This window comes from Enterococcus sp. AZ156, from assembly GCF_051714165.1.
Lineage (GTDB): Bacteria > Bacillota > Bacilli > Lactobacillales > Enterococcaceae > Enterococcus_B > Enterococcus_B pernyi.
Window position 1 is genome coordinate 2,147,294 of sequence record NZ_JBIORI010000001.1, and the last position, 24,878, is coordinate 2,172,171.

At 40.1% G+C, this 24,878-nt stretch carries 23 protein-coding genes and 1 other annotated feature; of the genes, 4 read left to right on the forward strand and 19 right to left on the reverse strand.

Features of this window, described 5'->3' with window-relative positions; genetic code table 11:
* Nucleotides 1-10 precede the first annotated feature (10 nt).
* Nucleotides 11-820 (forward strand): sugar-phosphatase, encoded by an 810-nt coding sequence (gene yidA / locus IGJ95_RS10195; RefSeq protein WP_010734853.1) that lies wholly within the window; start codon nucleotides 11-13, stop codon nucleotides 818-820.
* Nucleotides 821-890: 70 nt separating this feature from the next.
* Here the strand turns inward: yidA and IGJ95_RS10200 are convergent, their stop codons facing one another.
* Nucleotides 891-1,334 (reverse strand): NUDIX hydrolase, encoded by a 444-nt coding sequence (locus tag IGJ95_RS10200; protein WP_010734852.1) that lies wholly within the window; start codon nucleotides 1,332-1,334, stop codon nucleotides 891-893.
* Nucleotides 1,335-1,467: 133 nt separating this feature from the next.
* On the opposite strand from IGJ95_RS10200, the gene gloA reads away from it, so the two are divergent.
* Nucleotides 1,468-1,842, forward strand: a complete 375-nt coding sequence (gene gloA / locus IGJ95_RS10205; RefSeq protein WP_010734851.1) for a lactoylglutathione lyase — start codon at nucleotides 1,468-1,470, stop codon at nucleotides 1,840-1,842.
* Nucleotides 1,843-1,925: 83 nt separating this feature from the next.
* Here gloA and IGJ95_RS10210 read toward each other — a convergent pair whose 3' ends face one another.
* The 10 genes from IGJ95_RS10210 to IGJ95_RS10255 all read right to left on the reverse strand — a co-directional run bounded on the left by IGJ95_RS10210 (nucleotide 1,926) and on the right by IGJ95_RS10255 (nucleotide 12,161).
* A complete protein-coding gene (locus IGJ95_RS10210; protein ID WP_019723165.1) occupies nucleotides 1,926-3,272 on the reverse strand; it encodes a TrkH family potassium uptake protein in 1,347 nt (448 codons plus the stop codon).
* Nucleotides 3,273-3,645: 373 nt separating this feature from the next.
* Nucleotides 3,646-4,281 carry a V-type ATP synthase subunit D gene (locus IGJ95_RS10215; protein ID WP_010734849.1) on the reverse strand — a complete coding sequence of 212 codons (636 nt, stop codon included), beginning with the start codon at nucleotides 4,279-4,281 and terminating at the stop codon, nucleotides 3,646-3,648.
* Nucleotides 4,282-4,288: 7 nt separating this feature from the next.
* Nucleotides 4,289-5,665, reverse strand: coding sequence for a V-type ATP synthase subunit B (locus tag IGJ95_RS10220; RefSeq protein WP_010734848.1), 1,377 nt, complete (start codon nucleotides 5,663-5,665; stop codon nucleotides 4,289-4,291).
* Nucleotides 5,658-7,439, reverse strand: coding sequence for a V-type ATP synthase subunit A (locus IGJ95_RS10225; protein WP_023520055.1), 1,782 nt, complete (start codon nucleotides 7,437-7,439; stop codon nucleotides 5,658-5,660). The genes IGJ95_RS10220 and IGJ95_RS10225 overlap by 8 nt, the downstream gene beginning before the upstream one ends.
* A gap of 20 nt (nucleotides 7,440-7,459) precedes the next feature.
* Nucleotides 7,460-7,771: a V-type ATP synthase subunit F gene (locus tag IGJ95_RS10230; RefSeq protein WP_010734846.1), complete on the reverse strand. Its 312-nt coding sequence runs from the start codon at nucleotides 7,769-7,771 to the stop codon at nucleotides 7,460-7,462.
* On the reverse strand, nucleotides 7,761-8,747 hold the full coding sequence (locus IGJ95_RS10235; RefSeq protein ID WP_010734845.1) for a V-type ATPase subunit: 987 nt from the start codon (nucleotides 8,745-8,747) through the stop codon (nucleotides 7,761-7,763). The genes IGJ95_RS10230 and IGJ95_RS10235 overlap by 11 nt, the downstream gene beginning before the upstream one ends.
* Before the next feature lie 14 nt (nucleotides 8,748-8,761).
* Nucleotides 8,762-9,346: a V-type ATP synthase subunit E gene (locus IGJ95_RS10240; RefSeq protein WP_010734844.1), complete on the reverse strand. Its 585-nt coding sequence runs from the start codon at nucleotides 9,344-9,346 to the stop codon at nucleotides 8,762-8,764.
* A 16-nt stretch (nucleotides 9,347-9,362) separates the two neighbouring features.
* Nucleotides 9,363-9,833, reverse strand: coding sequence for a V-type ATP synthase subunit K (locus IGJ95_RS10245; RefSeq protein ID WP_010734843.1), 471 nt, complete (start codon nucleotides 9,831-9,833; stop codon nucleotides 9,363-9,365).
* A gap of 23 nt (nucleotides 9,834-9,856) precedes the next feature.
* A complete protein-coding gene (locus IGJ95_RS10250) occupies nucleotides 9,857-11,851 on the reverse strand; it encodes a V-type ATP synthase subunit I (protein ID WP_153830253.1) in 1,995 nt (664 codons plus the stop codon).
* Nucleotides 11,838-12,161 (reverse strand): hypothetical protein, encoded by a 324-nt coding sequence (locus tag IGJ95_RS10255; RefSeq protein WP_023520058.1) that lies wholly within the window; start codon nucleotides 12,159-12,161, stop codon nucleotides 11,838-11,840. The genes IGJ95_RS10250 and IGJ95_RS10255 overlap by 14 nt, the downstream gene beginning before the upstream one ends.
* 108 nt (nucleotides 12,162-12,269) lie before the next feature.
* Nucleotides 12,270-12,317: a sequence feature (sodium ion sensor (DUF1646 type); this cis-regulatory element may regulate processes involved in with the transportation of sodium ions), on the reverse strand.
* A 216-nt stretch (nucleotides 12,318-12,533) separates the two neighbouring features.
* On the opposite strand from IGJ95_RS10255, the gene IGJ95_RS10260 reads away from it, so the two are divergent.
* A complete protein-coding gene (locus IGJ95_RS10260) occupies nucleotides 12,534-13,253 on the forward strand; it encodes a gamma-glutamyl-gamma-aminobutyrate hydrolase family protein (protein WP_010734840.1) in 720 nt (239 codons plus the stop codon).
* 96 nt (nucleotides 13,254-13,349) lie between these two features.
* On the opposite strand, the gene IGJ95_RS10265 is transcribed toward IGJ95_RS10260, so the two are convergent.
* The 8 genes from IGJ95_RS10265 to zapA all read right to left on the reverse strand — a co-directional run bounded on the left by IGJ95_RS10265 (nucleotide 13,350) and on the right by zapA (nucleotide 23,726).
* Nucleotides 13,350-15,248 (reverse strand): fructose-1,6-bisphosphatase, encoded by a 1,899-nt coding sequence (locus IGJ95_RS10265; RefSeq protein ID WP_438761822.1) that lies wholly within the window; start codon nucleotides 15,246-15,248, stop codon nucleotides 13,350-13,352.
* A 253-nt stretch (nucleotides 15,249-15,501) separates the two neighbouring features.
* Complete coding sequence (locus IGJ95_RS10270; RefSeq protein WP_010734838.1) at nucleotides 15,502-16,764, reverse strand: ABC transporter permease; 1,263 nt, start codon at nucleotides 16,762-16,764, stop codon at nucleotides 15,502-15,504.
* The gene (locus IGJ95_RS10275; RefSeq protein WP_010734837.1) at nucleotides 16,757-17,656 is read right to left on the reverse strand and encodes an ABC transporter ATP-binding protein; all 900 of its coding nucleotides are present in this window, start codon (nucleotides 17,654-17,656) and stop codon (nucleotides 16,757-16,759) included. Before IGJ95_RS10275 ends, IGJ95_RS10270 begins: the two co-directional genes overlap by 8 nt.
* Nucleotides 17,657-17,798: 142 nt before the next feature.
* Entirely contained in the window at nucleotides 17,799-19,577 is a 1,779-nt protein-coding gene (gene uvrC, locus IGJ95_RS10280; protein WP_023520060.1) for an excinuclease ABC subunit UvrC, read from the reverse strand.
* 266 nt (nucleotides 19,578-19,843) lie between these two features.
* The gene (gene trxA, locus IGJ95_RS10285) at nucleotides 19,844-20,158 is read right to left on the reverse strand and encodes a thioredoxin (RefSeq protein WP_010734835.1); all 315 of its coding nucleotides are present in this window, start codon (nucleotides 20,156-20,158) and stop codon (nucleotides 19,844-19,846) included.
* An 85-nt stretch (nucleotides 20,159-20,243) separates the two neighbouring features.
* Nucleotides 20,244-22,604: an endonuclease MutS2 gene (locus IGJ95_RS10290; protein ID WP_023520061.1), complete on the reverse strand. Its 2,361-nt coding sequence runs from the start codon at nucleotides 22,602-22,604 to the stop codon at nucleotides 20,244-20,246.
* 109 nt (nucleotides 22,605-22,713) lie between these two features.
* Entirely contained in the window at nucleotides 22,714-23,262 is a 549-nt protein-coding gene (locus IGJ95_RS10295; protein ID WP_010734833.1) for a CvpA family protein, read from the reverse strand.
* A 29-nt stretch (nucleotides 23,263-23,291) separates the two neighbouring features.
* Nucleotides 23,292-23,726, reverse strand: coding sequence for a cell division protein ZapA (gene zapA / locus IGJ95_RS10300; protein ID WP_010734832.1), 435 nt, complete (start codon nucleotides 23,724-23,726; stop codon nucleotides 23,292-23,294).
* Nucleotides 23,727-23,931: 205 nt separating this feature from the next.
* Here zapA and rnhC point away from each other — a divergent pair, with 205 nt between their 5' ends.
* The gene (gene rnhC / locus IGJ95_RS10305) at nucleotides 23,932-24,846 is read left to right on the forward strand and encodes a ribonuclease HIII (protein ID WP_023520062.1); all 915 of its coding nucleotides are present in this window, start codon (nucleotides 23,932-23,934) and stop codon (nucleotides 24,844-24,846) included.
* Nucleotides 24,847-24,878 lie beyond the last annotated feature (32 nt).

Sequence of the window (24,878 nt, forward strand, 5' to 3'; positions counted from 1 at the left end):
GGAGAATTTTATGTCTATCAAATTAGTCGCTATCGATATCGATGGCACCCTGTTAAACGAAAAAAGAGAAATCACACAAGAAGTAAAAGAAGCAATTGCAAGCGCTGTGGAAAAAAACGTGGCAATCGTATTATGTACAGGTCGTCCGCTTCCAGGAGTCAAAAACCAATTGAATGAATTGGGATTATACCAAGACAACGATTATGTGATCACTTATAACGGTGCGTTAGTCCAGCAAACAAAATCCGGCAAGATCATTGCTCGTCATGGCTTGACTTATGAAGATTTCTTGGAGATCGAAGTCATGGCCAGACGTGTGGGGAGTCATTTGCATTCGATCGATGATCAAACGATCTATACAACGAATCGTGATATCAGTCCCTATACTGTCCATGAAGCTTTTTTAGTCAACATGCCATTGAAATATCGGACAGCTGATGAAATGACACCTGATATGAGTATCGTGAAGATGATGATGATCGATGAACCAGCGATCCTAGATGCGGCCATCGCTCGTTTACCACAAACTTTCCGCGAAAAATATACAACTGTCAAGAGTTCACCTTTCTACTTTGAGATCTTGAACAAAGAAGCTAGTAAAGGCGCTGCTGTTGCTAACTTAGCCCAACATCTAGGAATCAAACAAGAGGAGATCATGGCAATCGGTGACAACGAAAATGATTTGTCGATGATCGAATACGCTGGATTAGGCGTGGCGATGGGAAATGCCGTTCCGTTGATAAAAGAAGCGGCTAATGTGGTTACTGCAACCAACGATGAACACGGTGTGGCTGAAGCAATCAAAAAATATGTTTTGTAAAAGTAATGAATAAAAACAGCTCATTTTAAAGTCCGAAGTATCGGCTCTTTCTTATGAGCTGTTTTTTTGTTCAATTTTGCTTCATCGCTAGCCATTTTTCCACTGCCCAACGATGACTTCCTCGTTTTAATTTTTCTAAGGCAGTTTCAGGAGTGACCCACCAGATCGATTGGTCTTTTTCGGTTGGTTCCCCTACCTTTTGCCAACTCTTTGCTACATAAAAATAGCCAGGATTGTGGAAGTAAGTTTTTCGATGGTTTGAGTAAAAATATTCCGCTGCTTCCCCTAGATAAAAAGAAATCTCTGCGCTGATCCCCATTTCCTCCAGTAATTCACGAGAAATCGCTTCTTCATTTGTTTCCTGTCCCTCTTTTTCACCGCCTGGCAAAAAAAAGGCACCATTTGGCGCTTCGATCATTGCGATTTTCCCATGTGTTTCGACAATGATATACGCTGCGTAACGGTCTTGGTAATTTGCAGACTCGTCTTTTTCGCCAAACATTGGGTTTTCCATAGGTATTGTCCCTTCATCTTTTTCTTTCTATTCTACATGAGAGTTTTCTCATAAACAAGCACAAACCCATAGCGTACTTGAAATTTTTGATATGATAATGTGGAAAAGGTAAAAAAGAAAGGAAGATATACTTATGAAAATGGCTCACACTTGCGTCCGCGTTAAAGATCTTGACGCTTCTTTAAAATTCTATCAAACAGCATTCGGCTTTGAAGAAAGTCGTCGTCGCGATTTTCCAGAAAACAAGTTCACGCTGGTTTACTTGACTTTACCAGGAGATGATTACGAATTAGAGTTGACTTACAACTATGATCATGAAGGCTATGATTTAGGAAACGGCTACGGTCATATCGCTATTTCAGTTGAAGACTTAGAAGCACTTCATGAAAAACATCAAGCAGCAGGCTTCAACGTGACTGACTTGAAAGGACTGCCAGGAACAGCTCCGTCTTATTACTTCGTTGTCGATCCTGATGGTTACAAAATCGAAGTCATTCGTACAAAATAAATAGAGCAATACTAAAAAACAGAGGATGTGAACACCGCGTGTCAACTTCCTCTGTTTTTTTCTGTTCTTAAAACCACTTACTGTTAACCGATCAATACGCTCTCTTCTGGATATTTGTACTTCGTCCCTACTTGATTTCCTTTTACAAGAATAGAGAAAAAGACGGTTAAAATCCCTACACGTCCGATATACATCAATGACATGATGATCAGTTTCCCGACTTCTGTCAGATCTGGCGTCAACCCCATTGTCAACCCAACTGTTCCAAAAGCTGAGAACACTTCAAAAGCAATATATTCGATGCCTGAAGTTTCTGGGATCGTCTCAGTCACAGACAAGACCATGATCGCCAACATACATAAAGACAATGTAACGAAAAACAATGTCAGTGCGCGAAGTACTGCTGCTGGGCGAATAGTTCGTCCGAAAGCTTCAGCTCTGGTTTTCCCGTTAAATGTCGCATGCATTTGAATCAATAGGATGCCCAAAGTAGTGGTCTTTAACCCACCTGCTGTTGAACCGGATGTTCCACCGATATACATCAAGATCATTGTCAACATCAAGCCGGCATGACTCATTTGTAAATAGTCGATGGAGTAGTAACCAGCTGTTCTTGGTGTGACACTCATGAAGAACGTATTTGCTAAACGTTCAAGATAAGTTCCTTCAACTAGATGGATCGCATTTTGTTCGGTAAAGAAAAAGACGATAAAACCGCCCACCAATAAGCCACCAGTGACAATCAATGCAATTTTTGAGTGGAGAGTGATTTTCTTTACTTTATGATAACTAAGTAGATCCCGCCAAACAATGAAACCTAACCCACCAGCAATGATCAGCGCAGAGACCACCATTAAGAGATAGATGTTTGGCTGATCATTTGCTAAGCTATCCCCTAACAAATCAAACCCAGCATTACAAAAACTTGATACGGCATGGAAGATGCTGTACCAAATCCCTTTTGTCCATCCGTAAGTCGGCACAAATGTAAAACTCAAGGCAAGTGCTCCCAGCCCTTGGATGACCATTGCGAATTTCAAGATATAGAGCATCAAACTCATAACACCTGACATGATTTCAAGATTCAATGCTTCTTTTAGTAAGATCCGCATACTAAAGCTGACTTTTTTCTTCGCTACTGCAAAGAAAATAATGGGGATCATCATAAAACCTAAACCACCGATCTCGATCAAAACCATGATCAGAAACTGACCGGCTTCATTCCAATGCGCCGCAGTGTTCAATGTAGTCAAGCCAGTGACACAGACGGCTGAAGTTGCAGTAAATAATGCATCAATATAATTCGTCGGTTCGCCACTTTTACTAAAGAAAGGCAAAGTAAGTAAACTGCCACCAACTAAGATCAAAAGAAAAAAGCCAACAGCAATCAATTGAACTGGTGACAGTTGTTTTGTTATCCTCTGTTTCATTCGAATCACTCCTCTAAGACCGTTAGCTACCTTCGCAACGAACAAATGAAGTAGCTATTGCTCTCACGGATGTAAAAGTAAGTCCGCCAAACGCTCGCTTTCTTTTCATCCCTTATCTTACCCTGTTTTTCTTCTTCCAGCAAAGAATTTGAGTCTTTTTCCTCCCTTATACCTGTTCGTTTGATACACATGCTTTCGAACAAACAATAGGAACGCTCAAATGAGTTCTACAAAAAAAAAAACTCCATATAATAAGCCATAAACATCCGAAATTAGTTAAAGATATTTTTCGACATTTACGGCCTATTCTTCGGAGCTTAGAACTGTAGCTCGGATGAACGAACAACGTTACTAATTTGCTCAGATGACTTAGCTAATCAGCGTTCCCCATATTTTTCACTTTGATCAAGCGAGTAACTTCCGCACGTTCATTTTCTTCTAACTTCATCTTGATATAATAGATCGTTTCTTCTAATTGTGGAATCGTCATGTACTCTAACGCATTCACTCTGCGCCGTGTTTTTTCGATCTCACCGGCCATCAGTTGACAGGTTTTCTCGATCTCTGTCAACTCAAGGAGCTTAGGCAGAAATGAGGTAAAACGATCGATCGAACGGTCTAATTCTGCATTGGAATTCAAATAGCCATAATCCACCGGTGCTTCGCCTAGCTGTTCGTCATATTCAAAATTCATGATCGGTACTTTGACGCTCATAATGTTTTTTTCGATAACAGCTAACTCGACATTTTCAGCCGGTAGTACAAACAATTCATCAATGAAGGCTTCAGGTAATGAAGCTTTCGCAAGGACAAAATCGCTCATAGCTGCTGTCATTTCTTTTTCTACTACTTGGCGCAGTTCATTGTTCTTACGGATCAGTAGGATGAATTGACGCATCAATTCATCCTGCTTATCCTTCAACAATTTGTGTCCTCTTGTTGCAGTCGTCAATTGTTTTTTGAGTCGTGTCAATTCCATTCGTGTCGGATTAACATTTAATCGAACCATCTGACACTCACTCCCCTTCTGGCAGGTACTGGTCAAGCAGATCATCTTTGATCCGTTTTAATTCCGTTCGTGGAAGCATGGCTAAAAGTTCCCATCCTAGATCCAGCGTTTCAGTGATTGAGCGGTTGGTATAAAATCCTTGATTGACATATTCTTTTTCAAAACGTTCCGCAAACTTAGCATAGATTTTGTCCACGTCTGACAACGCCGACTCCCCTAAGACAACAGCTAATTCTTTGGCTTGTTTACCTTGGGCATACGCCGCAAATAATTGGTTCATCGTCGCTGCATGATCTTTTCTAGTTTTCCCTTCACCTGTCCCTTTATCTTTCAAACGTGAAAGCGAAGGCAGGACATCGATCGGTGGTTGGATGCCACTCTTATACAATTCCCTCGTCAAAATGATTTGTCCTTCTGTGATATAGCCGGTCAAATCAGGGATGGGATGTGTCTTATCATCTTCTGGCATGGTCAAGATCGGGATTTGTGTCACAGACCCCTTTAATCCTCGGATTCGACCAGCACGTTCATATAAAGTTGCTAAATTCGTATAAAGATACCCTGGATAGCCACGACGACCTGGCACTTCACGACGGGCAGCAGAGATTTCTCGTAATGCTTCGGCGTAGTTAGTCATATCTGTCATGATGACTAACACGTGCATCCCTTTTTCATAAGCGAGATATTCAGCCGCAGTCAATGCCATACGAGGCGTTGCGATCCGTTCGATGGCTGGGTCATTCGCTAAGTTCATGAACATCACCGAACGATCGATTGCTCCCGTCTGGCGGAAGTCTTCCATAAAGAATTCTGCTTCTTCAAAGGTGATTCCAATGGCAGCAAAAACAACTGCAAAATCATCAGAAGAGTCTAACACCGTCGCTTGTCTCGCAATTTGAGCAGCTAATTCTTTGTGTGGCAAACCAGAGCCAGAAAATACCGGCAATTTTTGTCCTCTGACCAAAGTATTCAGGTGATCGATTGCTGAGATACCTGTTTGGATAAACTCATCAGGATAATCACGAGCCACCGGGTTGATGACTTCTCCATTGATGTCCAAGTATTTTTCTGGTAGGATTTCTGGCCCATTGTCTTTTGGACGACCTAACCCGTCAAATACACGACCGATCATGTCTTCAGAAACTCCCAACTCTAATGGATGCCCTAAAAAGCGGACCGTTGAATCTCTCAGATTGATCCCACTAGTTCCTTCAAAAATTTGGACCATCGCTTTGTCTTCTTGTACTTCAAGTACTTGTCCACGACGAATCTCGCCATTTTGCATACGAACTTCAATCAACTCTTCATATTTCACCCCAGCGACTTTCTCGACCGCCATCAAAGGACCGACCACTTCACCAATTGTTCGATATTCTTTAATCATCGGTCATTCCTCCTTCTGAAACGATTGCTTGGATCGTTGGTTTGATATTCGCTTGGATTTCATCTAATTTCTCTAATTCTGTTTCTGGCACGAATTTACTACGACCGATTCGTTCTCTCAATCCCACAGTTCCTTTCATGATCTCACTGAGATAAGCACCTAATGAAATCGCCTGACGTGCTTCTTCACCAAAAGATAGGATCAATTTCAACATCTTGAATTGTTTTTCTCTAGAAGTAAATGTATCCACCTCATCAAACGCATTTTGTTGTAAGTAATCTTCACGAATGGACTTTGCTACTTCAAGCGTCAAGCGATCATTATCTGAAAGTGAATCGACACCAACAAGACGCACGATTTCATTCAATTGCTCTTCTTGTTGCAAGATACGCATTCCTTCTGCCACCATCTCTGCCCAATCCGCTTGTAGGATCTGATCCATGTAACGTCCCACTTCTGACGAATAAAGAGAATAGCTTTGAATCCAGTTGATAGATGGGAAATGACGTTTTTGCGCCAAACTGGAGTCTAATCCCCAGAAAACTTTCACGACACGCAACGTATTTTGAGTCACTGGTTCAGAAACATCTCCACCAGATGGTGAGACCGCACTGATCGCTGTAATGCTTCCTTCACGTTCTTCATTACCTAAAGCAATGACACGTCCTGAACGTTCATAGTATTCAGCTAAACGAGAACCTAAATATGCAGGATAGCCTTCATCACCAGGCATTTCTTCTAAACGTCCACTCATTTCTCGCAATGCCTCTGCCCAACGAGAAGTGGAATCTGCCATGATCGCCACATCATATCCCATATCACGGAAATATTCCGCAATAGTGATCCCTGTATAGATCGATGCTTCCCGTGCAGCTACTGGCATATTTGATGTATTGGCAATCAATACGGTACGTTCCATCAATGATTCACCTGTATTAGGATCAATCAGTTCTGGAAACTCATTCAGTACGTCCGTCATCTCATTACCACGTTCACCACAACCAACATAAACGACCATATCAACATCTGCCCATTTAGCAATTTGGTGCTGAACAACTGTTTTACCAGCACCAAATGGGCCAGGTACAGCGGCAGCTCCGCCTTTTGTCACTGGGAAAAAGGTATCGATAACACGTTGCCCCGTGATCATTGGCGCGTCCGGATTCAATTTTGCTTTGATCGGACGACTCCGTCTAACAGGCCATTTTTGCAACATCGTCAATTCTCGCAAACCGTCTTCTGTTTCGATGACACAAACCACTTCATCGATCGTAAATGATCCCGCTTCGATTTTTTTGATTTTTCCTTTGACACCATGAGGTACCATGATTTTGTGTTGGATGATCTTTGTTTCATCCACCACACCTAGAACATCTCCGGTACTGACTTCTTGCCCGACTTCAGCAGTTGCTTCAAACCACCATTTTTTTTCATGGTCTAACGCTGGTAATTGGACACCACGACTTAAAAAGTTGCTTTGCGTGATCTCCATGAACGTATCCAATGGCCGTTGGATCCCATCAAACATTTGTGAAATGATCCCAGGCGCCAACTCAACAGACAACGCTTCACCTGTTGAACGAACGGGTTCACCAGGGCCGATCCCTGAAGTTTCTTCGTATACTTGTATCGATGCGACATCTCCGCGCATCTCAATGATTTCGCCGATGACTCCTAGCTCTCCCACTAAGCACATATCTTGGATACTTGCATCTGACATATTTTTTGCCATCACGAGAGGGCCGGAGACTTTTATGATTTTTCCAATTTGCAATGCACTATCTCCTTTACATTCTATAAGATATTTTGTCCAACTGCTTTTTCCACACTCTTTTGGATCTCTGCTACGCCGATCCCCATCGTTCCTTGATGGCTAGGGATTAGGACAATTGCTGGCGTCATCGATTCTTTGTAACGTTCTATCGTCTCAGGTGTCATCGCCGCCGATTGTTCTGTGATATAGATCACTCCATAGGCGCTTTTTGCCATTTGTTCGATTGCGCGCCTCACTTCTTGTGGCTCTGTCGCATAGTGCACATCAAACCCAAATAATTTAAATGGTAAAACAGAATCTTTGTCGCCAACGACACCGATTTTATGCGTCATAGACTTGTCTCACCCTTTCTCTGATCGTTTCATTATCAAAGTGATTTTTCTTACCGATCACTAATAGCCGAAGATTTTTACTCTCAATTTCTTTTGCATTCAAGAAAGCAAGTAAAGGCAACGGGCCAAAAGCCTGCGTTTGTGCGGCTTCATACAGCGAAGATAAGTAATCGTCTTTGATTTGTTCTAATCGAACAAAATCTAGTTCTCCTTCATGGATTGCAGGTTCGATCAATTGACGATAATCTGTTGTTTGCAGAAAGTTCAAATAGGTATCCAACTCGCTTTTGACGAAACTCAAAAACGTTTCTTTCGGGATACTGCCAGAACTTGAAAGTACTGCAGTCATAAAACCACTGGATCGTTGTTGCAAGATACCGCGTGCCATCGTCGTGATATTAGTCAAATCAATAAACGCAATGATTTCTTCCAGTAATTCCGGATACCCAAGTTTCTCTCCAAGACGGCGTTGCTCTGTCAAGAAATAGCGATCATAGATAACATCGATTCCTTGTAACACAGAGGATTCTTCGCAGTATTCATGGACTTCACGAATACTATCCATCAACTGCGAAGGCAATTCTGTAGAGCCTTGTGTATGGATTGCTTGCTTTAACGCTTCGCATGAATAAAAACCATCATTACGGTACAGGTGATCCAGATTTTTACCCGTCATCTCGGCTTTTGTCAGGACTTTTAAATTATGGAACGTATACCGCATCGTATAGACCCAAACGACTTCAGGTTCTGGCGCCGATTCTTTCAACCAGGTAAATAGTTTGCCCGACTCAGCCAATAGATTTTCCTCAAAGTCCCGTTCAAAACCTTCGTAGATATAAGGATGATAAATCGTTGTTTTTAACATTTCGCCTAATGCGTCCAATGATTTCGTCTGGATCATGCGATCAAAATCTTCTTTTGATAAAAGTTCTAATTCTCTTCCACGAATCAAGGGATTTAATTCATGATAATCCATTCACCGATCCCTCCTTACTCGAATAGTTGTTTCGCAATTTCAAAGCGCATTTGTTCTTGCACTTCTTGTACTAGATCACTATAGACAAAGTTGTATTGTACCCCTTGGTCATCAATCAAAAATCCTGCTTCTTTGGCAATCCTTCGATCACTTATATGCAAGGTGAAGGGCAACTGTTGGTTCCACTTTGTCACTACTTCATTGGTTAAAATGGCAGCAGATTTTTCTCCGGCTAATAAAGTAACCTCACCAGATAAGGATAAATTCTGCACCATATTGAACATCAATGAAAGTTGATCTTCTGCTGGCCAACTTTCTAATTCTTGGCGTGCTTCAGCAAACAAACGATGTAAAAATTCTTGTTTTTCATTGAGTGTTGCTTGACGCACTTCCACCTGTTGGCGATTTCTTAATTGACGGTAACTCTTTTCGATTTCTTCAAGTTCTTTAGATTTTTGCTTTTCATCGTCTGCTTCTAAACGCGCACGCTCGATTTTGAACTGCTGATCGATTTTTTCACGTTCTGCTTTTTCAAACGCCGCTCGTTCTGCTTCAGCTGTTTCATTCATTTGACGAATGATATTATCAATGGCGTTCATTGTTTTTCCTCCTTGTTTAAGCATTCAATACTAATAAGAAAGAAATAACGAAGCCTAAGATTGCGTAAGTTTCAACCATTGCGGCAAAGATAATTCCTTTAGTTGCGTGTTCTGGTTTTTTCGCTAATATCTGGATACCTGCAGCAGATACTTTCCCCTGAGCAATCCCAGAAAACAATCCTGTAAAGGCAATCGGTAAAGATGCGCCTAAAAAATTCAGCCCTTGGACAACCGACATATCTGCATTTAAATTGATAAAGATCAAGAAGGCGATTACGAAGCCATAAAGTCCCTGTGTTCCGGGAAGTAATTGTAAAATCAACGCTTGTCCGAATTTTTCCGGTTGACTTGTCGTCAATGCAGCTGCGGCTTCACCAGTCATCCCCACACCTTTCGCTGATCCGATCCCTGAAAAGATCGTGGCTGTTGCCATCGCTAATACCGCAAACACCATTCCACCATTTTGAGCAATTAAGTAATCCATCATTTTTAAAAATTCCTCCAATTTTTTTACTTTTTCTTATGATTGATATTGACATATTTTTCCGCTGTTTTCAGTGGATCGAAGGCCCGTCCGCCTCCGGTATAAAACTTGCCGAAAAATTCGACATATTGCAATCTCGCGCCATGCACGTAGGCACTAAGCAAGGTCAAGAACATATTCAACGCATGTAAAGCGATGATCAATAAGATCCCGACACTAAAGCGCGCGGCTGGCGGCATGAAAGCAACCAACATATTGAAGGCAGCGCCGATACTCCCACCAGAGATCCCCAAAGCCATCAATCGTGTGTAACTCACTAGATCACCGATATAACCAGTCAAACCATACAAATTATAGGCTCCTTTTGCAGCACCTTTGACTTTGGATGAAGATTGGAAAATCGGAATGACCAAAATACATAGCGCTGATAAAATCGCTAATCCTGCACCTAGGTAAACAAAAATCGGGTTCTTGACGATCATACTACCAAGTAATAAAAGGACGACTCCCACTAAAATCCCTTGCCAGGCAAATCCATCATTGATCGCATCCACGTAATCTTTGCGCTTGATATGCTCTTTTGCTGCAAGAAACAATCCTACTAAGATTTGGATAAGCCCAAAAATGACAGACAAGACTAAAATCGTATTGACATCATCTGTTGTAGACAACAACGGGAAGGGTAAGTGGATACCTAATACTTCGGTCGGTAACGCTTGTCCAAAGAAGGAACTATAAATAAATCCCCAGATGATCGACGGAATCGCTAAGATTTCGAAAAACTTAGCAAATCGCTGCATCCCTCGAGGTAATACCAACAATTTTTGCGCAATGATTGCGCCTATAAGCATGAGTAAACCATAACCAGTATCAGCCACCATCATCCCGAAAAAGACAAGATAAAATGGCGTCATCCATGGTGTCGGATCAATTTCATGATACTTAGGTAAACTGTACATTTCCGTCAGCATTTCAAAAGGTGCCACGATTGGATGGTTCTTCAATTTCGTTGGTACTTCTTGATCGATCTCTTCTTCGGTGGGCGCTTCAAAGCTAAGAAAGACTTCATCAGCAGACAACGTATTTTCTACCTGCTGGATCAATTCTTGCTTTTCGTCCTCGCCGACCCATCCTTGGACAACGATCAGGTAAGGCGCCATGACAAATCGATCCTTCACTGCTTCTCGTTCTGCCATTGCCAAGAGGATTTCTTCTGCCCATTCCAATTCTTGGATGTAACTGCTACAACGACCGATTTTGATCGCTAATTGTTTTTGTGCTTCGTAACAAGCTTGCAACTCTTGCTTGATTTCCTGTAGCTGTTCTTTTGGCGTTTGCTCATAAGGATATGCTTCTTTGACAAAACCATAACGAGTAGCAATCTCATCGACAATAGATGCTGAAGTTTTGAGCACCACGTAAGTCAAGTAAACGAAGTGATCTGTTTCGCTGACTTCTTCCACATAGACCTCTGGAACTTTTGCTAATGCTTCTCTAAATTCTGTCGCATTAGCAACACTGATCGTTCCCATCTCAACTGTTGTTTGGTGACTACTAAAGCTTTGCGGTATAACATCCAGATTTGCCCAATGTGTCAACCAGTCTTCCTGCTCTGACAGTTGTTCTCGTTGTTCTGCTAATGTTTCCCATTGTTTCTTCAAGCCTAATATTTCAGTTAAACGCTTCGTAAAATCTTCTTCCGAATAATTTGCTTCTAGTTCCTGCAAGGTCACTTCTCTTCGTTTGAGGTGTTGTTTCTTTTGTTGCTTGTCCCCATGATGATCAATGAACTGAACAGCTTCTCTTGTTTGCATGATCCGACTAGTAAGCGCATTGACGATCGGTTCTTTTTCAAAAATCGCTGCCTTAGGAAAATAAGTATCCACCCATTGGTTATTTGTCGTTTCTTGAAAAAGATCGCGAATCTCTACATTTTGGATGCCTTGGATTGCTTGTAATAAGGCATCCTGATTTTGTTTATCGGAAATAAGAGTCACTTTTTCCATCTTAGTGACGGCCATAGGTTTCTTTCACCCTTTCAATGATCGCGTCAACCGCTTGCTGACGTTGCTTCTCATATTGTTCTTGTACGATGGATTGCAATCGTCTAGCGTCTTCGTTCAATTTATTTTTTTCAGCAATCGCTTTTTGCTGTTCCGCTCGTTTTTTTTCTTCAAGCAACTGTTCCAAATGTTGTTTTTGACTTGCACGAAGTTGATCCAATTCGACCGCTTTTGCTTCTTTATAATCTTTTAACTCTTGCTGAAGCTTTTTCATCGCTTGTTCATTTTCTTTTTCAGCTTGTTTGATTTTTTCTAAGGCTTCTAGCACATTCCCTACTTCCTTTCTCTAAAAAAAGAGGGACATCCTTTCTTTTTTCATTGAAAGTATGTCCCTCTAAAAATAACTTCAGATAATCTAGGCACTTTCAAAAAAATGTTCTTCTCACCCCTTGAAGAACTAGATCCTTGAAGCTTGCGCCCAACCATTTATATATTTCTTACTTACAAGTATAACAAATTCAGGTAAAATTTCAACTAACAGATCCCTTTTTCCTTTCAGAAAGTTCATAACTGACAGTAAATGAGCAACTTTAGAAACATTCTACCTATTATATAATTACGTACGTTTTCCAAAACAAATATTTTAATTTTTTTTAAACTATTGCTAAAATAGAAGTAGTTTATGAATGGAGGAAATCGTATGCATCAAAAAATTGGTATCGCGGCCAATCAATTACTGCGGGCTACAGAAACATTTCAAGGAAATCAAGTCACTTACACCCCGCAAGGTTTTGTTAATGCGGTACAGCAAGCAGGGGGCTTGCCTTTGCTTCTCCCTATTTCTTCCACAGAAAGCGCTCGTGACTACATTCAGCTCGTCGATAAGCTACTCCTAGCTGGCGGTCAGGATGTCAGTCCTTCGTTCTACAACGAAGCGCCTCACCCTAAATTGACAGAAACAAACCTGAATCGGGATCTATTTGAACAGGCGTTGATCAATGAAGCATTAAAACAAAATAAACCGATCTTAGCTGTGTGTCGTGGGATGCAATTATTGAATGTAACGTTAGGGGGGAATCTTTACCAAGACCTTACGTTATATCCAAATTGGTCAGTGAAACATGAACAACAACCAACTCCCCCACAATTTGCTACGCATGAAATCACAGTCGAACCAGATAGTATCCTCCACGAAGTATTACCTACTTCTTATTTTGTAAATTCTTATCATCACCAAGCAATCAGGGATCTTGCTCCTACACTAAAAGCAACAGCGTATTCTCCTGATGGATTGGTGGAAGCTGTTGAAAGTAAAGGATCCAACCAACGAATACTTGGTGTTCAATGGCATCCTGAGCTTATTCACCAAAAAAATCCACTCGATCAAAAATTATTTGATTATTTTGTACAATCGTTATGATCGTTATAAACGAAATGAAAAGCCCGTCTAGCAGGAACATGTTGTTTCAGCTAGACGGGCTTTCATTCATTTTATGCAAGGAACATCGATCTGCAGTTAACTTCTACGATACTCAAGCAGCTGTTTCAATTGCTCGATTTGTCGCTGCAATTCGCTCCCTTTTGTCGTATCACGATTTAATTTTCGTGGCAACTGTTGATCAATGACCTTTTTGACTTCTGCCAAGCCATTGGCTGTTTCAAATTGTTCCTCGATGCCTAAAAATGGGTAGTGGGTCACGATTTGAAAGCCATAAGAGTTACATAGCAACGAATACCCTGCAATACCCGTTGTTCGTTGATAGGCCTTTGATAAACCACCGTCAATCACGAAAACTGTTCCGTCCGCTTTGATTGGTGACTCCCCTTTTTTCACTTTGACTGGTGTATGTCCATTGATGATCACTGAACCATAGACAGGTACACCGAACTCACGCCTTACTTTTTGACTCAACCATTCTTTGTCTCGTAATCGATAGTAAGCATTGCTGACTTCCACATGCATTTCTTTTTCTGTTAAATAATAACGCTCAAACGTAGCCATCTTACTTTTACCAAACAACGGCGAGTAAGGCCCACTCCATGCGTACCAAATCAAATCAGTCGCTAGGTCTTCTTTTTTCTTCAGTGATTTAGCACTTTCACGAATCTGTTCTTCAAAAAATGCCATCAATTGCTTCCCTTGATACGTCTCACTCCCAAGTTTAAAACTTAGAAACTCACCATGTTCATCTACCGGCATACAGCCATGAAACAAGATACTTTGGTTCGTGACAAGATACATCCTACCTTTTTCTAAAAGGAAATCCATATGTTTTTGCATTCGGAGTGAATGTTGAAAAGAATACAGCAACATATCGATCACTCGTCGTTCGTCTGCCGTTAAACGATCCGGTTCCTGCGCAGAAATCGTCTGGAAACATGGGTGATGGATCGTATACTTTTGACCATCCAGAAACAACTCATTTTTTTCATAATCGATATTCGCTAACATATCCCGATCCGCCATCTCAAATTCTGGTCGTCGTTTCAGTAAATGCGATTCTAGTTTGAATTGCATTATCGCAAGCGCTTGATGGATTTTCTCCATCTCTTCTCTCTCGCGTTCCGTTGCGTCTTGGCTATTCTTAGGTGTAAACAAAGGGTTTGTTTGATAAGTTTCTGTCGCAAACGAACAAAGGGAACGCAGATTCAACGCGTATTCTTTTTCCAACTCGAATAAATAATTATACCGCGCAGCGATACGCAATAAGGTCAACAAACAAGTTTCCGAGCCACAATATGCCCCCAGCCATAAAATATCATGGTTGCCCCATTGGATATCGATTGAATGGATCTCCATCAAGCGGTCCATCACTTTGGCGGCTTGTGTCCCCCGATCAAAGATGTCTCCGACCACGTGGACATGATCGATCACCATTCGTTGAATCGTCTGCGCTAACTTTTTTAAAAAGCGCTCTTCTTCATTCATCTCAAGCAACTGATCAACGATTTTACTCACATAAGATTTTTTCCCTTGCACACGATCATCGACATACAATAATTCCTCAATGATATAACTATATTCTTTAGGCAAGGCTTTTCTTACTTTTGATCTCGTATACTTAACAGAAGTGAATCGCAGTAACTCGATCAATTGATGGATCAACGTTGTTTTGTCTTGTTTTTTGTACCAGTCAGTCGCTAATGCGTATTCCGGATATGCAACAAAAATCGTTAATCGTTTCATCTCTTCTTCACTTAAACAATCTTGAAATAAATCTTTGATTTTCTCTCGTAGATTCCCTGAACCATTTCTCAATATATGATCAAATGCTGGAAACTCTCCATGGATATCACTTAAAAATAATTCGGTTCCTTTTGGTAGTTGTAGGATTGCTTCTAAGTTGATGATCTCCGTAATGACTTCTTCTTTTGTTGGGAATTTTTCTGACAATAATTCTAAATATTGATCCATCCAAACGCCTCCAAAATTGGTATACCTAAAATTATAGGACACACAATGGATATTTACAACAAAATTACTTTACTAAATAAAAAATAGGTACATATAAAATCGTGGATTTTTCAAATCAAACAAAAGCACTCTAGGTATACGTCTAAAAGCAACTCTTACGAAAATAAGCCGAGACACCCGAAAATTGTTCTTCACCTTTCGGGCGTCTCGGCTTATTTCTCATCATTGAATATTTCTGTTACAACTTCAACATTTATTTCTTTTTGCGTTCATTTCTCATGATTGAAATCGATTGTTTCAATGACGTCCAAATACCACCTTCACTGTAAACAAGCACGTTTGATTTGTACATATTTGCGGACATGAACATCAATACGAATGTGATGATCACTAGAACGATCAAAGAAATCAATACGCCACTTATTTCAACCGTTTCATTTGCCAAGCGGATCGGCATGATATATGAAGATAGGAATGGAATGTATGAAGTGATGCGGATCACGATATTATTCGGATCAGATGCACCAAGGATCAATCCTAGCATATAACCACCTAAAGAAAGGTACGTCACTGGTAAAATCGCTTTTGCTGTATCTTCGGCTTTGTTGACTAGTGAGCCACATAAGGCAGCTAACACGGCGTAGATCAAGATCCCAAAGAACATAAATAGTAAAGAGTACCATAAGAATGGCCCGAAAATACTATCCAAAGAAATCCCATCCAGTACACTTTTAACGATTTCCATATCTTTGAACTGGTTGAATCCTACTGCAAAGATGATACCGTATAAAGCCATTTGAGTGACTGCCACTAGCAGAACTCCTGTTAGTTTTCCATAAAAATGTTTTTGTGCAGTGGTACTAGACAAGATCACTTCCATGATTCTTGTCCCTTTTTCTGAAGCAATCTCTTGCGCGATGATCTGTGCATACGTCAAGATGATGATGAATAGAATGATCGTTGCGACATAACTGACTGCATATTGAACAGCTGAGTTATCTTCTCCTATCGTCATTTCACCATTGGCGTCAAAACTGACTTTTTGTCGTGAAAATCCAGCCGGTTGACTTAATGCAGCCACTTCTTCAGGAGAGATCCCTAAGCTACTTGCCCGCATCATTGACTGTAAACCAGTCAACTGCTGTTGGATCAACAGTTGTGTTGCTTGGCCTAATGAGTTTTCACTAAATAATTCTCCGGATACTTCTCCATTATCTGTCGTGACTACCATGTACGCATCGATCTTTTCGTCAGATAACTTACTTTTGGCTTCATCCTCCGATGAAAAAGCTTCAAAGTGGAAATCCCCCATATCGGATTGACTCAAATAATCAGTGATTTGTTGGTCTTCAGCAATCACACCGATTTTATCTGTTTCACTGTTTTGTTGAGCAAAATTACCTGCTAAGTAAATCACACCCATCAAAACAAACGGGACTAATATCATAATAATAAAAGAAATCGATTTGACATTTTTCAAATAGACATCTTTTGTGATGATCCAAAATTTACCCATGTAGTTCACCTGCTTTCATCTTGAAGATTTCTTCTAAAGTAGGCGGTTGTTGATTGAACATTGGAATATAGCCAAATTGTGTCGCACGGGTAAAAATTTCTTTCCCTACATCTGGATGATCCAACGTGATTTCCAACGATTGATCCTCACGAAGAACCACTTTTTGGACCCCAGCGATTTCCTCTACTTCTTGTTGTGACAATCCAGACTCCAAAAATAGCTTTGTTCTGCCAAATGCTTCTCGAATCTCGTGGACTTTCCCATCTAGTACCATCTCCCCATTTCGAAGCATGATCAAGTGGTCACAAATCTTTTCAACATTATCCATATTGTGACTAGAAAAAATGACACAAGAGCCATTTTTCTTCAATTCGATGATCCCGTCTTTAAGTAGCTCAGCATTCACTGGGTCCAACCCACTAAAAGGTTCATCTAAAATAATCAACTTGGGTTCGTGGATCAGTGTTGCAATCAGTTGTACCTTTTGTTGATTTCCTTTTGATAAGGACTTAACTTTATCTGTTTTTTTCCCTTTTACTTGAAATTTCTCCATCCAAAAATCGATCTTAGGTTCAATTTCTTTTTTTGTTTTTCCCCGTAATGCGGCAAAATAGATCAACTGTTCTTGGATCGATACCTTGGGATAAAGCCCTCGTTCTTCAGGTAAATACCCAATGATGTCATAATCTTTTTCACTCAAATGATGGCCGTTCCATAGTACTTCTCCTTGATCTTGCGTCAAAAAATCTAAAATCAAACGAAAAGTCGTTGTTTTTCCTGCCCCGTTTTGCCCAATCAATCCCATGATTTTCCCATCAGGTATTTGAAAAGAAACATGATCAACAGCTGTATAACTGCCAAATGTCTTAACCAAATCCTTTACTTCTAGCATTTTCTCACTCCTTCACCCTAAATTCCTCTATCCTTTACTGTACGATATAAAATAACTTATACATAAGAACTTATGTTATTATTTTTTATTGTACATATGAAAATGATAGGACACTTTACAGGTTTTGTAAAGCGCCCTCAGTTCAATTTTTATGCAGTTTATCGAAAACATTTTGTGCGACATTTTTTGGTAGACCAATTTCTTGTAACTCCTCAATTGACGCAGCGGTGATGTTTTTTAACGATTTGAACTCTTTCAACAACATTTTTTTTCGTTTTGGCCCTAACCCTTCAATTTCATCTAAGCGCGACGCAAAACTATTTTTACTACGTAACTGACGATGAAACGTGATTGCAAAGCGATGGACTTCGTCTTGGATACGTTGCAGTAAAAAGAATTCTGGTGAATTTCGTTCAAGCGGAACCACTTCTAATTCATTCCCAAATAACAACTCATTGGTTTTATGCTTATCATTCTTAGCCATTCCAGCGACAGGGATATCGATTCCCAATTGATTCTCCAGTACATCCTTCGCTACATCGACTTGCCCTTTCCCCCCATCGATTAAAATCAGATCAGGCAAGGGCAGTTCTTCTCGTATCACACGTGCGTAGCGGCGGTAGATGACTTCTCGCATCGAAGCATAGTCGTCTGGTCCAACGACCGTTTTGATTTTGTATTTACGGTATTCTTTTTTTGCTGGTTTTCCATCGATGAATACCACCATCGCCGCTACTGGATCGGTTCCCATGATATTAGAGTTATCAAAAGACTCGATCCGAATGGGTGCTGGAATGTTCATCGCATTACCAAGGCGCTCGATCGCTCCGATCGTTCGTTCTTGTTTCCTCACGATCAAATCAAAGCGTTCGTTCAATGCCACCCTTGCATTTTTATTGGCTAGTTCGACTAATTTTTTCTTCTCACCACGTTTGGGCTGGATGACTTTTGTCGATAATAACGCCTCAACACTCGGTTGATCGATCGTATCAGGGATCACCACTTCTTTTGGAATGAAATGTTCATTTTCCTGATAAAACTGCCCGATGTATGTTAAGAAATCCTCTTCTGCTTCATTATAAAAAGGAATGATCGATACATCTCGTTCAATCAGCTTTCCTTGACGTACAAAGAATACTTGGACACACATCCAGCCTTTATCAATGGCATAACCAAACACATCTCGATCAATCAAATCAGTGTTTGTCATTTTTTGTCTTGTCATGATCGTTTCAATAGCTCTGATTTGATCACGATACTCTGCTGCTTTTTCAAATTCCATATTTTCTGCAGCCTTAGCCATTTTCTCTTTGATTTCAGCTTCGATCGTCTCATGACCACCATTCAAAAAGCGTTTGACTTCGTTCACAATACTTGTATATTCCGCTGGATCTACATCAAAATAGTAGGGACATAAGCATTGACCTAAATGGTAATAAAGACAAGGTTCTTTTGTCTGACTTGGTTTACACTTCCGTAATGGGAATAAACGATCTAAAATCTTTTTTGTTTCATTCGCAGCCCCAACATCCGGGTAAGGGCCAAAATAAAAGGCTTTGTCTTTTAATACTTTACGAGTGATCACCAAACGAGGATATTTTTCATTCGTGATTTTTAAGAAAGGATAAGTTTTATCATCCTTTAACATGATATTGTATTTTGGATCATTCTTTTTGATCAGATTGATTTCTAGCAGTAATGCTTCAATGTTGGATTCTGTCACAATGTACTCAAAGTCCTCGATCTCACTGACTAATCGCTCCGTTTTCGTGTTATGACTTCCAGTAAAATAGGAACGCACGCGATTTTTCAAGACTTTGGCTTTTCCCACATAAATGATCGTGCCGTTTTTGTCTTTCATCAAATAGCAGCCAGGCTGATCAGGAAGTAATGCAAGTTTATTTTTTATTCGTTCATTCATGGTGACTGCTCCTTTATATTTCTGATATCGCTATTATAACAGAGGTTGAGAGAGAAGTATCAAGCGAAGAGACATAAGAAAAATTTTGCGCAGTTTATTGTATAAATTTTTAAGTATCTTGTCTCCAAAAATAGATACTATTCTCTTCATCTATGACTTTTTTGTTCCACTTCTCTGTTCAGTTTCATGACTTGATTAGTCGCAAAAAAACCGAGACAGCAATCCATATGATTGTTGTCTCAGTCTGATGTGTTAGTTACTTAATCTTATAAGTGTTGGGCAATCATTTGACGTAATTGATCTTTTGATTGAACACCGATTGCTTTTTCTACTACTTCGCCGTCTTTTTTCAAAAGTAATGTTGGAATACTCATGATCCCAAATTGTTGTGGTGTTTCAGGATTTTCATCAACATCCATCTTCACGATTCTGAATTCGTCTTCGTCATATTCTTCTTCTAACTGGTCTAAAATTGGCGCTTGCATTCGACAAGGTCCACACCAAGTTGCCCAAAAGTCGATTAAAACTAACCCTTTATCTGTTTCTTCGTTGAATGTTGCATCTGTAATTACTTGAGCCATATCAAAGACCTCCATTTATTAGTCTATTCTAAGTATAGCACTATTGGTACCTAGATTCGAGCTATTTGCTTACCTTTAGTAAGCTTTATTTAAATTTAACAATTGTCGCACCATTGCCCCCTTGATTTCCAGGAGCAAAATCGAAGCTCTTGACGCTACGATGATTTTTTAAATAATCGGTGATCCCGGTTCTTAGTGCGCCTGTGCCTTTTCCATGAACGATCGTCACTTGAGGGTAGCCAGCCAAAATTGCCGCATCTAAATATAGATCGACTTCATTTAATGCTTCTTCATAACGTTTCCCTCGAAGATCAAGTTGATTGGAGACTGTCGAATGCGCATCTGAGCGAACCGTATGGATCACTCGTTGTTGTGGTTCTTTTTGGGGAGCGATCGGTGTCAATTCACTTTCCGAAACGTTCATCTTCAAGATACCGATCTCCACTTGCCATTGGTTGCCATTTTTGCGCAACAATGTTCCACGTTGCCCATAAGTCGTCACGAGTACTTCGTCACCTGGTTTCAATGTTTTCTGTTCTTTCGCTTTTTTCAAGACTTTATTTTTCTTTAATTGTTCTTCTTGATGCAAGTTAGCTAACTGTGATTTGGCATCGATCAATTGATGCTCTTTGACCGTACCTTGCCCCACTTGTTTTTGTAAATTGCGAATATCTGCGATGATTTTTTCTGCCTTTTCTTCTGCTTCAGAAACAAGTGCATTGGCTTTTTGTTTGGCTTTCGCCATTTCTTGTTCGCGCTCTTCAAAGAAGTAGCTATAAGCTTCTTTCAAATCATTGTACAGACGTTGCGCTTCATCGACATAATGACGCATCTCTAAATACTCTGTTTCTGCCATTTTTCGACGATTCTCTAAATCAGTGATCATTTCATTCAAGTCTTGACTTTCATCGTTCATCAATTGCTTGGCTTCATCAATGACTTGGTTGTCTAATCCTAAACGACTTGAAATCTCAAAGGCATTACTCCTACCTGGCACGCCGATCAACAAGCGGTATGTGGGGCTAAGGGTGTCAACGTTGAACTCCATGCTTGCATTGATGGTATTCGAACGATTGTAGCCGTACACTTTCAGTTCAGGATAATGTGTTGTTGCCATCACATAGGCAGATTTCTTTCCTAGATCATCTAAAATAGCAATTGCTAGCGCTGCTCCTTCTTGAGGATCAGTCCCTGCACCTAGTTCGTCAAATAAAACTAAGCTTTTTTCATTAACTTTGGAAAGGATATCCACGGTATTTGTCATATGTGAGGAGAAGGTCGATAAACTTTGCTCAATCGATTGTTCATCTCCGATATCAGCAAAAATATCTTCAAAGATCCCGATCTGACTTTCTTCATCCACCGGGATCGGTAACCCTGCTTGCCCCATCAATTGCAATAAGCCCAGTGTTTTCAACGTGATGGTTTTCCCACCAGTATTTGGTCCAGTAATGACGATCGCTTGATAGTTTTCCCCAATCGAAATATCATTTGGTACGACTTTTTCTTGATCGATCAATGGGTGTCTGGCTTGCTTCAAATCAACAATGTTTTCTATACTGATCGTCGGTACGATTGCCTTTAGTTCTTTCCCAAAGCGTGCTTTCGCATTCATCAAGTCCATTTTTCCAATGACATACGCATTGTGGATGATTTCTTGGCGATGAGGAGCCAACTCCGCCGACAACTCACTTAGAATACGTTGGATCTCATTGCGTTCGGCAATTTGATATTGACGCAAGCGATTGTTCAACTCCACGACTTGTTTTGGTTCAACGAATAGTGTTTGTCCCGAAGAACTTTGATCATGGACGACTCCGCCAAACACACCACGATATTCTTGTTTTACTGGAATAACATAGCGGTCGTTTCTCATCGTAATGATGGCATCGCTTAGGTATTTGGCATTTTTCCCACGAACGATCCCATCTAATTGTTCTCTGACTGCTTGTTCGCTTCTACGGATATTATGGCGGATCGTCTTCAACTCTGGAGAGGCATCATCCGTCACTCGTCCATCATCATCGATTGCTTCTTTCAAACGACGGCTCAAGGATGGGATAGCGACTAATTGATCTGTCCAAAAATAAAGACGCGCAAACTCAATCTCGCTATCTGCTAAATCATCAATAAAACGTCGCAACTCACTAGTAGTAGATAAGACACGAGAAACTTGTGCTAACTCGACCCCATTAAGATCCGCACCGATTTGGATCCGTTTCATATGTGGGCGGATATTCTCTATTTTGGGGATTGGGATGCCGCCACGCAATCGTTGGGCTTTTAGTCCATCTTCCGTTTCTTCCAACCAATATCTGATCGTCTCTGCTTCATTCACTGGCACAAGCTGGGCTAATTCTTCTTGCCCTTGTGCTGTGATCACAAACTGTCGTACTTGTTGTTTTACTTTTTCAAACTCTAATGTTTCTAGAATGCGTTTGTTCATTTTTTTCACCTTACTTTCACTAAAAAAGAGGCCGATAGATGGCTAAGCAGTCTTCAAGACTAACCAACATCTTCATAGCCTCTGTCATTGACAAAAAATCATCTCTTACTTAGTTAATCACTTGTGTCACCCATAGATCATATATTTTATTTGCTAAAATAGGTGTTCGTTCAACCATAAATGTTGCAAGATTATTGCCACTAAATTGGTTTTGGATAAATCCTACCGGAATAAATGTTAGTAAACGTAAAACTAGAACCAACGAAATATAGGTGATGATCACGGATAAAACCCCTCCAGCCACCCAGTCTAATTGCTTTAGTACAGGAATAAATGTCAACCCATGAGCGAATACCCCAATGAATCGTGTGACTAGCCAACCAACAAATAAAATGATCAAGAAAGCCACCCCTGCATAAAATGCTTCATCTAGTTTAAATGAAAAAGCTTGATCAAAAAAAACTAAGTTAGAATTGGCGGTTACCGCAGGATAAGGAATATATAATTGCAGATGATTGGCTAATGTTTTGTAATAGGTTTGTGCTGCTAGAAATGAGACAAAATAGCCAACCAGATAAATTCCCTGTAGCGCAAAACCACGACTGGCTCCAGAAAAAAATGCAATCAGCAAAATAAATAAAATCAAAAGACTAAGCATACATTCTTCCTTTCTCTTCTATAATAATATCAATTCGAAGATCTTTGTTTGATTTGACCTTTTCGTTTTTCATTTAGAATCTGTTGTGCTTCCACATGATTCTTGATTTCATGGTCACTTCCATTTTCTTTCAATACTGCTCGTGCTTCATTTTCAATTGCTTCGATTCGTTTGATCCGATTTTCCATTTCTGTGAATCTCACCATTTTTTGTTTCAGTTCTGTGACTTCTTTTATTAAATTCAAATTTTTTTCCTGTCTTTTCAATTGATCGGAAAATGCATTGACTGCTAATAAAATAGCTGCTTGTTCATTGTCTAATTGAGGGGACAATTCTTTCAGTTCAGCTAATTGTTCATTGATTAATTTTGTGACCATATCCATATGCTGTTTTGATTCTTGCCCGATAATAGTATACGTTTGGTCCGCAATCACCGCTTTATAGCGTGTTTTTTCATGTGCCATATGAATCTGTCTCCTCCTATTGCCAAAAATATTAACTAGTGTACCATATAGTTAAGCAATTAACCGTACACGAAAAACTTCATTATAAATACTTTACTATTATATGATAAACTTTGCAAAAATGCTATGTGTGCATTGATTTCAAATCAGCTAGATCTAGTCAAATACAACTTTTCTTACGACTGGATCGCAATAGGAGGAAAACATGAGTAACATTATCTTAAAGGTAACAACAAATCAAATGAACATGATGAAAGAGGCATATCGCCCATTTTTAGTACAAAAGCCGATTCCATATACGCATTTTTCCGCTAAAAAAAATGGCACAACGATCACTGCCTATACTTCTGGAAAAGTGATGTTTCAAGGTACCGGCGCTGAACAAGAAGCAGCGAAATGGGGAAACCCACTTACAGCAAAAAAATCGACACAAACTAATTCTTCTTCCTTACCCAAAGATCTACAAACACTATCTGTTTTAGGGAGTGACGAAGTCGGCAACGGTAGTTACTTTGGCCCACTGACTGTTTGTGCTGCCTATGTCGATCAAATACAATTGAAAGAATTACGCACGTTAGGCGTCAAAGATTCAAAAGAATTAAAAGATGGACAAATCATTCAATTAGCCAAAGTATTAAAGGAAACGATCCCATATCAATTACTGGTTCTGCCACCAAAAAAATACAATGAGATCCAACCTACGTATAATGCAGTGAGAATGAAGGTCGCTTTACACAATCAAGCTATCCATTTATTGTTACAAAAAATAGCACCAGTCAAGCCGGATGCTATTTTGATCGACCAGTTCACACCGGAAGCCAACTTTAAAAAATACGCTCGTTTAGAAAAAAATCAACTCACCGAAAAACTCTACTTTGTGACAAAAGGTGAACAATATCATTTAGCTGTTGCTGCCGCTTCGATCATTAGTCGCGCAAGCTTTTTAGAAGAGTTGGACAAAGAATCTGCTGAACTTGGTCTCACGCTTCCTTCTGGTGCAGGTACAAAATCCGACCAAGTCGCTGCAACGATTTTAAAAAAAGGTGGCGAAGCCTTGTTAGCAAACTATGCAAAATTGCATTTTGCGAACACAGAAAAAGCCAAAAAAATAGTCAACTAACTATCCGTTTTAGCTTGTTCCGCTTTTCTTTA

What these genes read in the sequence shown, in the direction of transcription:
- IGJ95_RS10290 (WP_023520061.1), bottom strand. Translation starts at nt 22,604, where the DNA reads ATGAACAAACGCATTCTAGAAACATTAGAGTTTGAAAAAGTAAAACAA.
- IGJ95_RS10210 (WP_019723165.1), bottom strand. Translation starts at nt 3,272, where the DNA reads ATGAAACAGAGGATAACAAAACAACTGTCACCAGTTCAATTGATTGCT.
- IGJ95_RS10240 (WP_010734844.1), bottom strand. Translation starts at nt 9,346, where the DNA reads ATGAACGCCATTGATAATATCATTCGTCAAATGAATGAAACAGCTGAA.
- uvrC (WP_023520060.1), bottom strand. Translation starts at nt 19,577, where the DNA reads ATGAATGAACGAATAAAAAATAAACTTGCATTACTTCCTGATCAGCCT.
- IGJ95_RS10235 (WP_010734845.1), bottom strand. Translation starts at nt 8,747, where the DNA reads ATGGATTATCATGAATTAAATCCCTTGATTCGTGGAAGAGAATTAGAA.
- IGJ95_RS10250 (WP_153830253.1), bottom strand. Translation starts at nt 11,851, where the DNA reads ATGGCCGTCACTAAGATGGAAAAAGTGACTCTTATTTCCGATAAACAA.
- IGJ95_RS10260 (WP_010734840.1), top strand. Translation starts at nt 12,534, where the DNA reads ATGCATCAAAAAATTGGTATCGCGGCCAATCAATTACTGCGGGCTACA.
- IGJ95_RS10220 (WP_010734848.1), bottom strand. Translation starts at nt 5,665, where the DNA reads ATGATTAAAGAATATCGAACAATTGGTGAAGTGGTCGGTCCTTTGATG.
- IGJ95_RS10200 (WP_010734852.1), bottom strand. Translation starts at nt 1,334, where the DNA reads ATGGAAAACCCAATGTTTGGCGAAAAAGACGAGTCTGCAAATTACCAA.
- IGJ95_RS10265 (WP_438761822.1), bottom strand. Translation starts at nt 15,248, where the DNA reads ATGGATCAATATTTAGAATTATTGTCAGAAAAATTCCCAACAAAAGAA.
- IGJ95_RS10215 (WP_010734849.1), bottom strand. Translation starts at nt 4,281, where the DNA reads ATGGTTCGATTAAATGTTAATCCGACACGAATGGAATTGACACGACTC.
- IGJ95_RS10275 (WP_010734837.1), bottom strand. Translation starts at nt 17,656, where the DNA reads ATGCTAGAAGTAAAGGATTTGGTTAAGACATTTGGCAGTTATACAGCT.
- IGJ95_RS10230 (WP_010734846.1), bottom strand. Translation starts at nt 7,771, where the DNA reads ATGACGCATAAAATCGGTGTCGTTGGCGACAAAGATTCTGTTTTACCA.
- rnhC (WP_023520062.1), top strand. Translation starts at nt 23,932, where the DNA reads ATGAGTAACATTATCTTAAAGGTAACAACAAATCAAATGAACATGATG.
- gloA (WP_010734851.1), top strand. Translation starts at nt 1,468, where the DNA reads ATGAAAATGGCTCACACTTGCGTCCGCGTTAAAGATCTTGACGCTTCT.
- IGJ95_RS10270 (WP_010734838.1), bottom strand. Translation starts at nt 16,764, where the DNA reads ATGGGTAAATTTTGGATCATCACAAAAGATGTCTATTTGAAAAATGTC.
- trxA (WP_010734835.1), bottom strand. Translation starts at nt 20,158, where the DNA reads ATGGCTCAAGTAATTACAGATGCAACATTCAACGAAGAAACAGATAAA.
- yidA (WP_010734853.1), top strand. Translation starts at nt 11, where the DNA reads ATGTCTATCAAATTAGTCGCTATCGATATCGATGGCACCCTGTTAAAC.
- zapA (WP_010734832.1), bottom strand. Translation starts at nt 23,726, where the DNA reads ATGGCACATGAAAAAACACGCTATAAAGCGGTGATTGCGGACCAAACG.
- IGJ95_RS10245 (WP_010734843.1), bottom strand. Translation starts at nt 9,833, where the DNA reads ATGATGGATTACTTAATTGCTCAAAATGGTGGAATGGTGTTTGCGGTA.
- IGJ95_RS10295 (WP_010734833.1), bottom strand. Translation starts at nt 23,262, where the DNA reads ATGCTTAGTCTTTTGATTTTATTTATTTTGCTGATTGCATTTTTTTCT.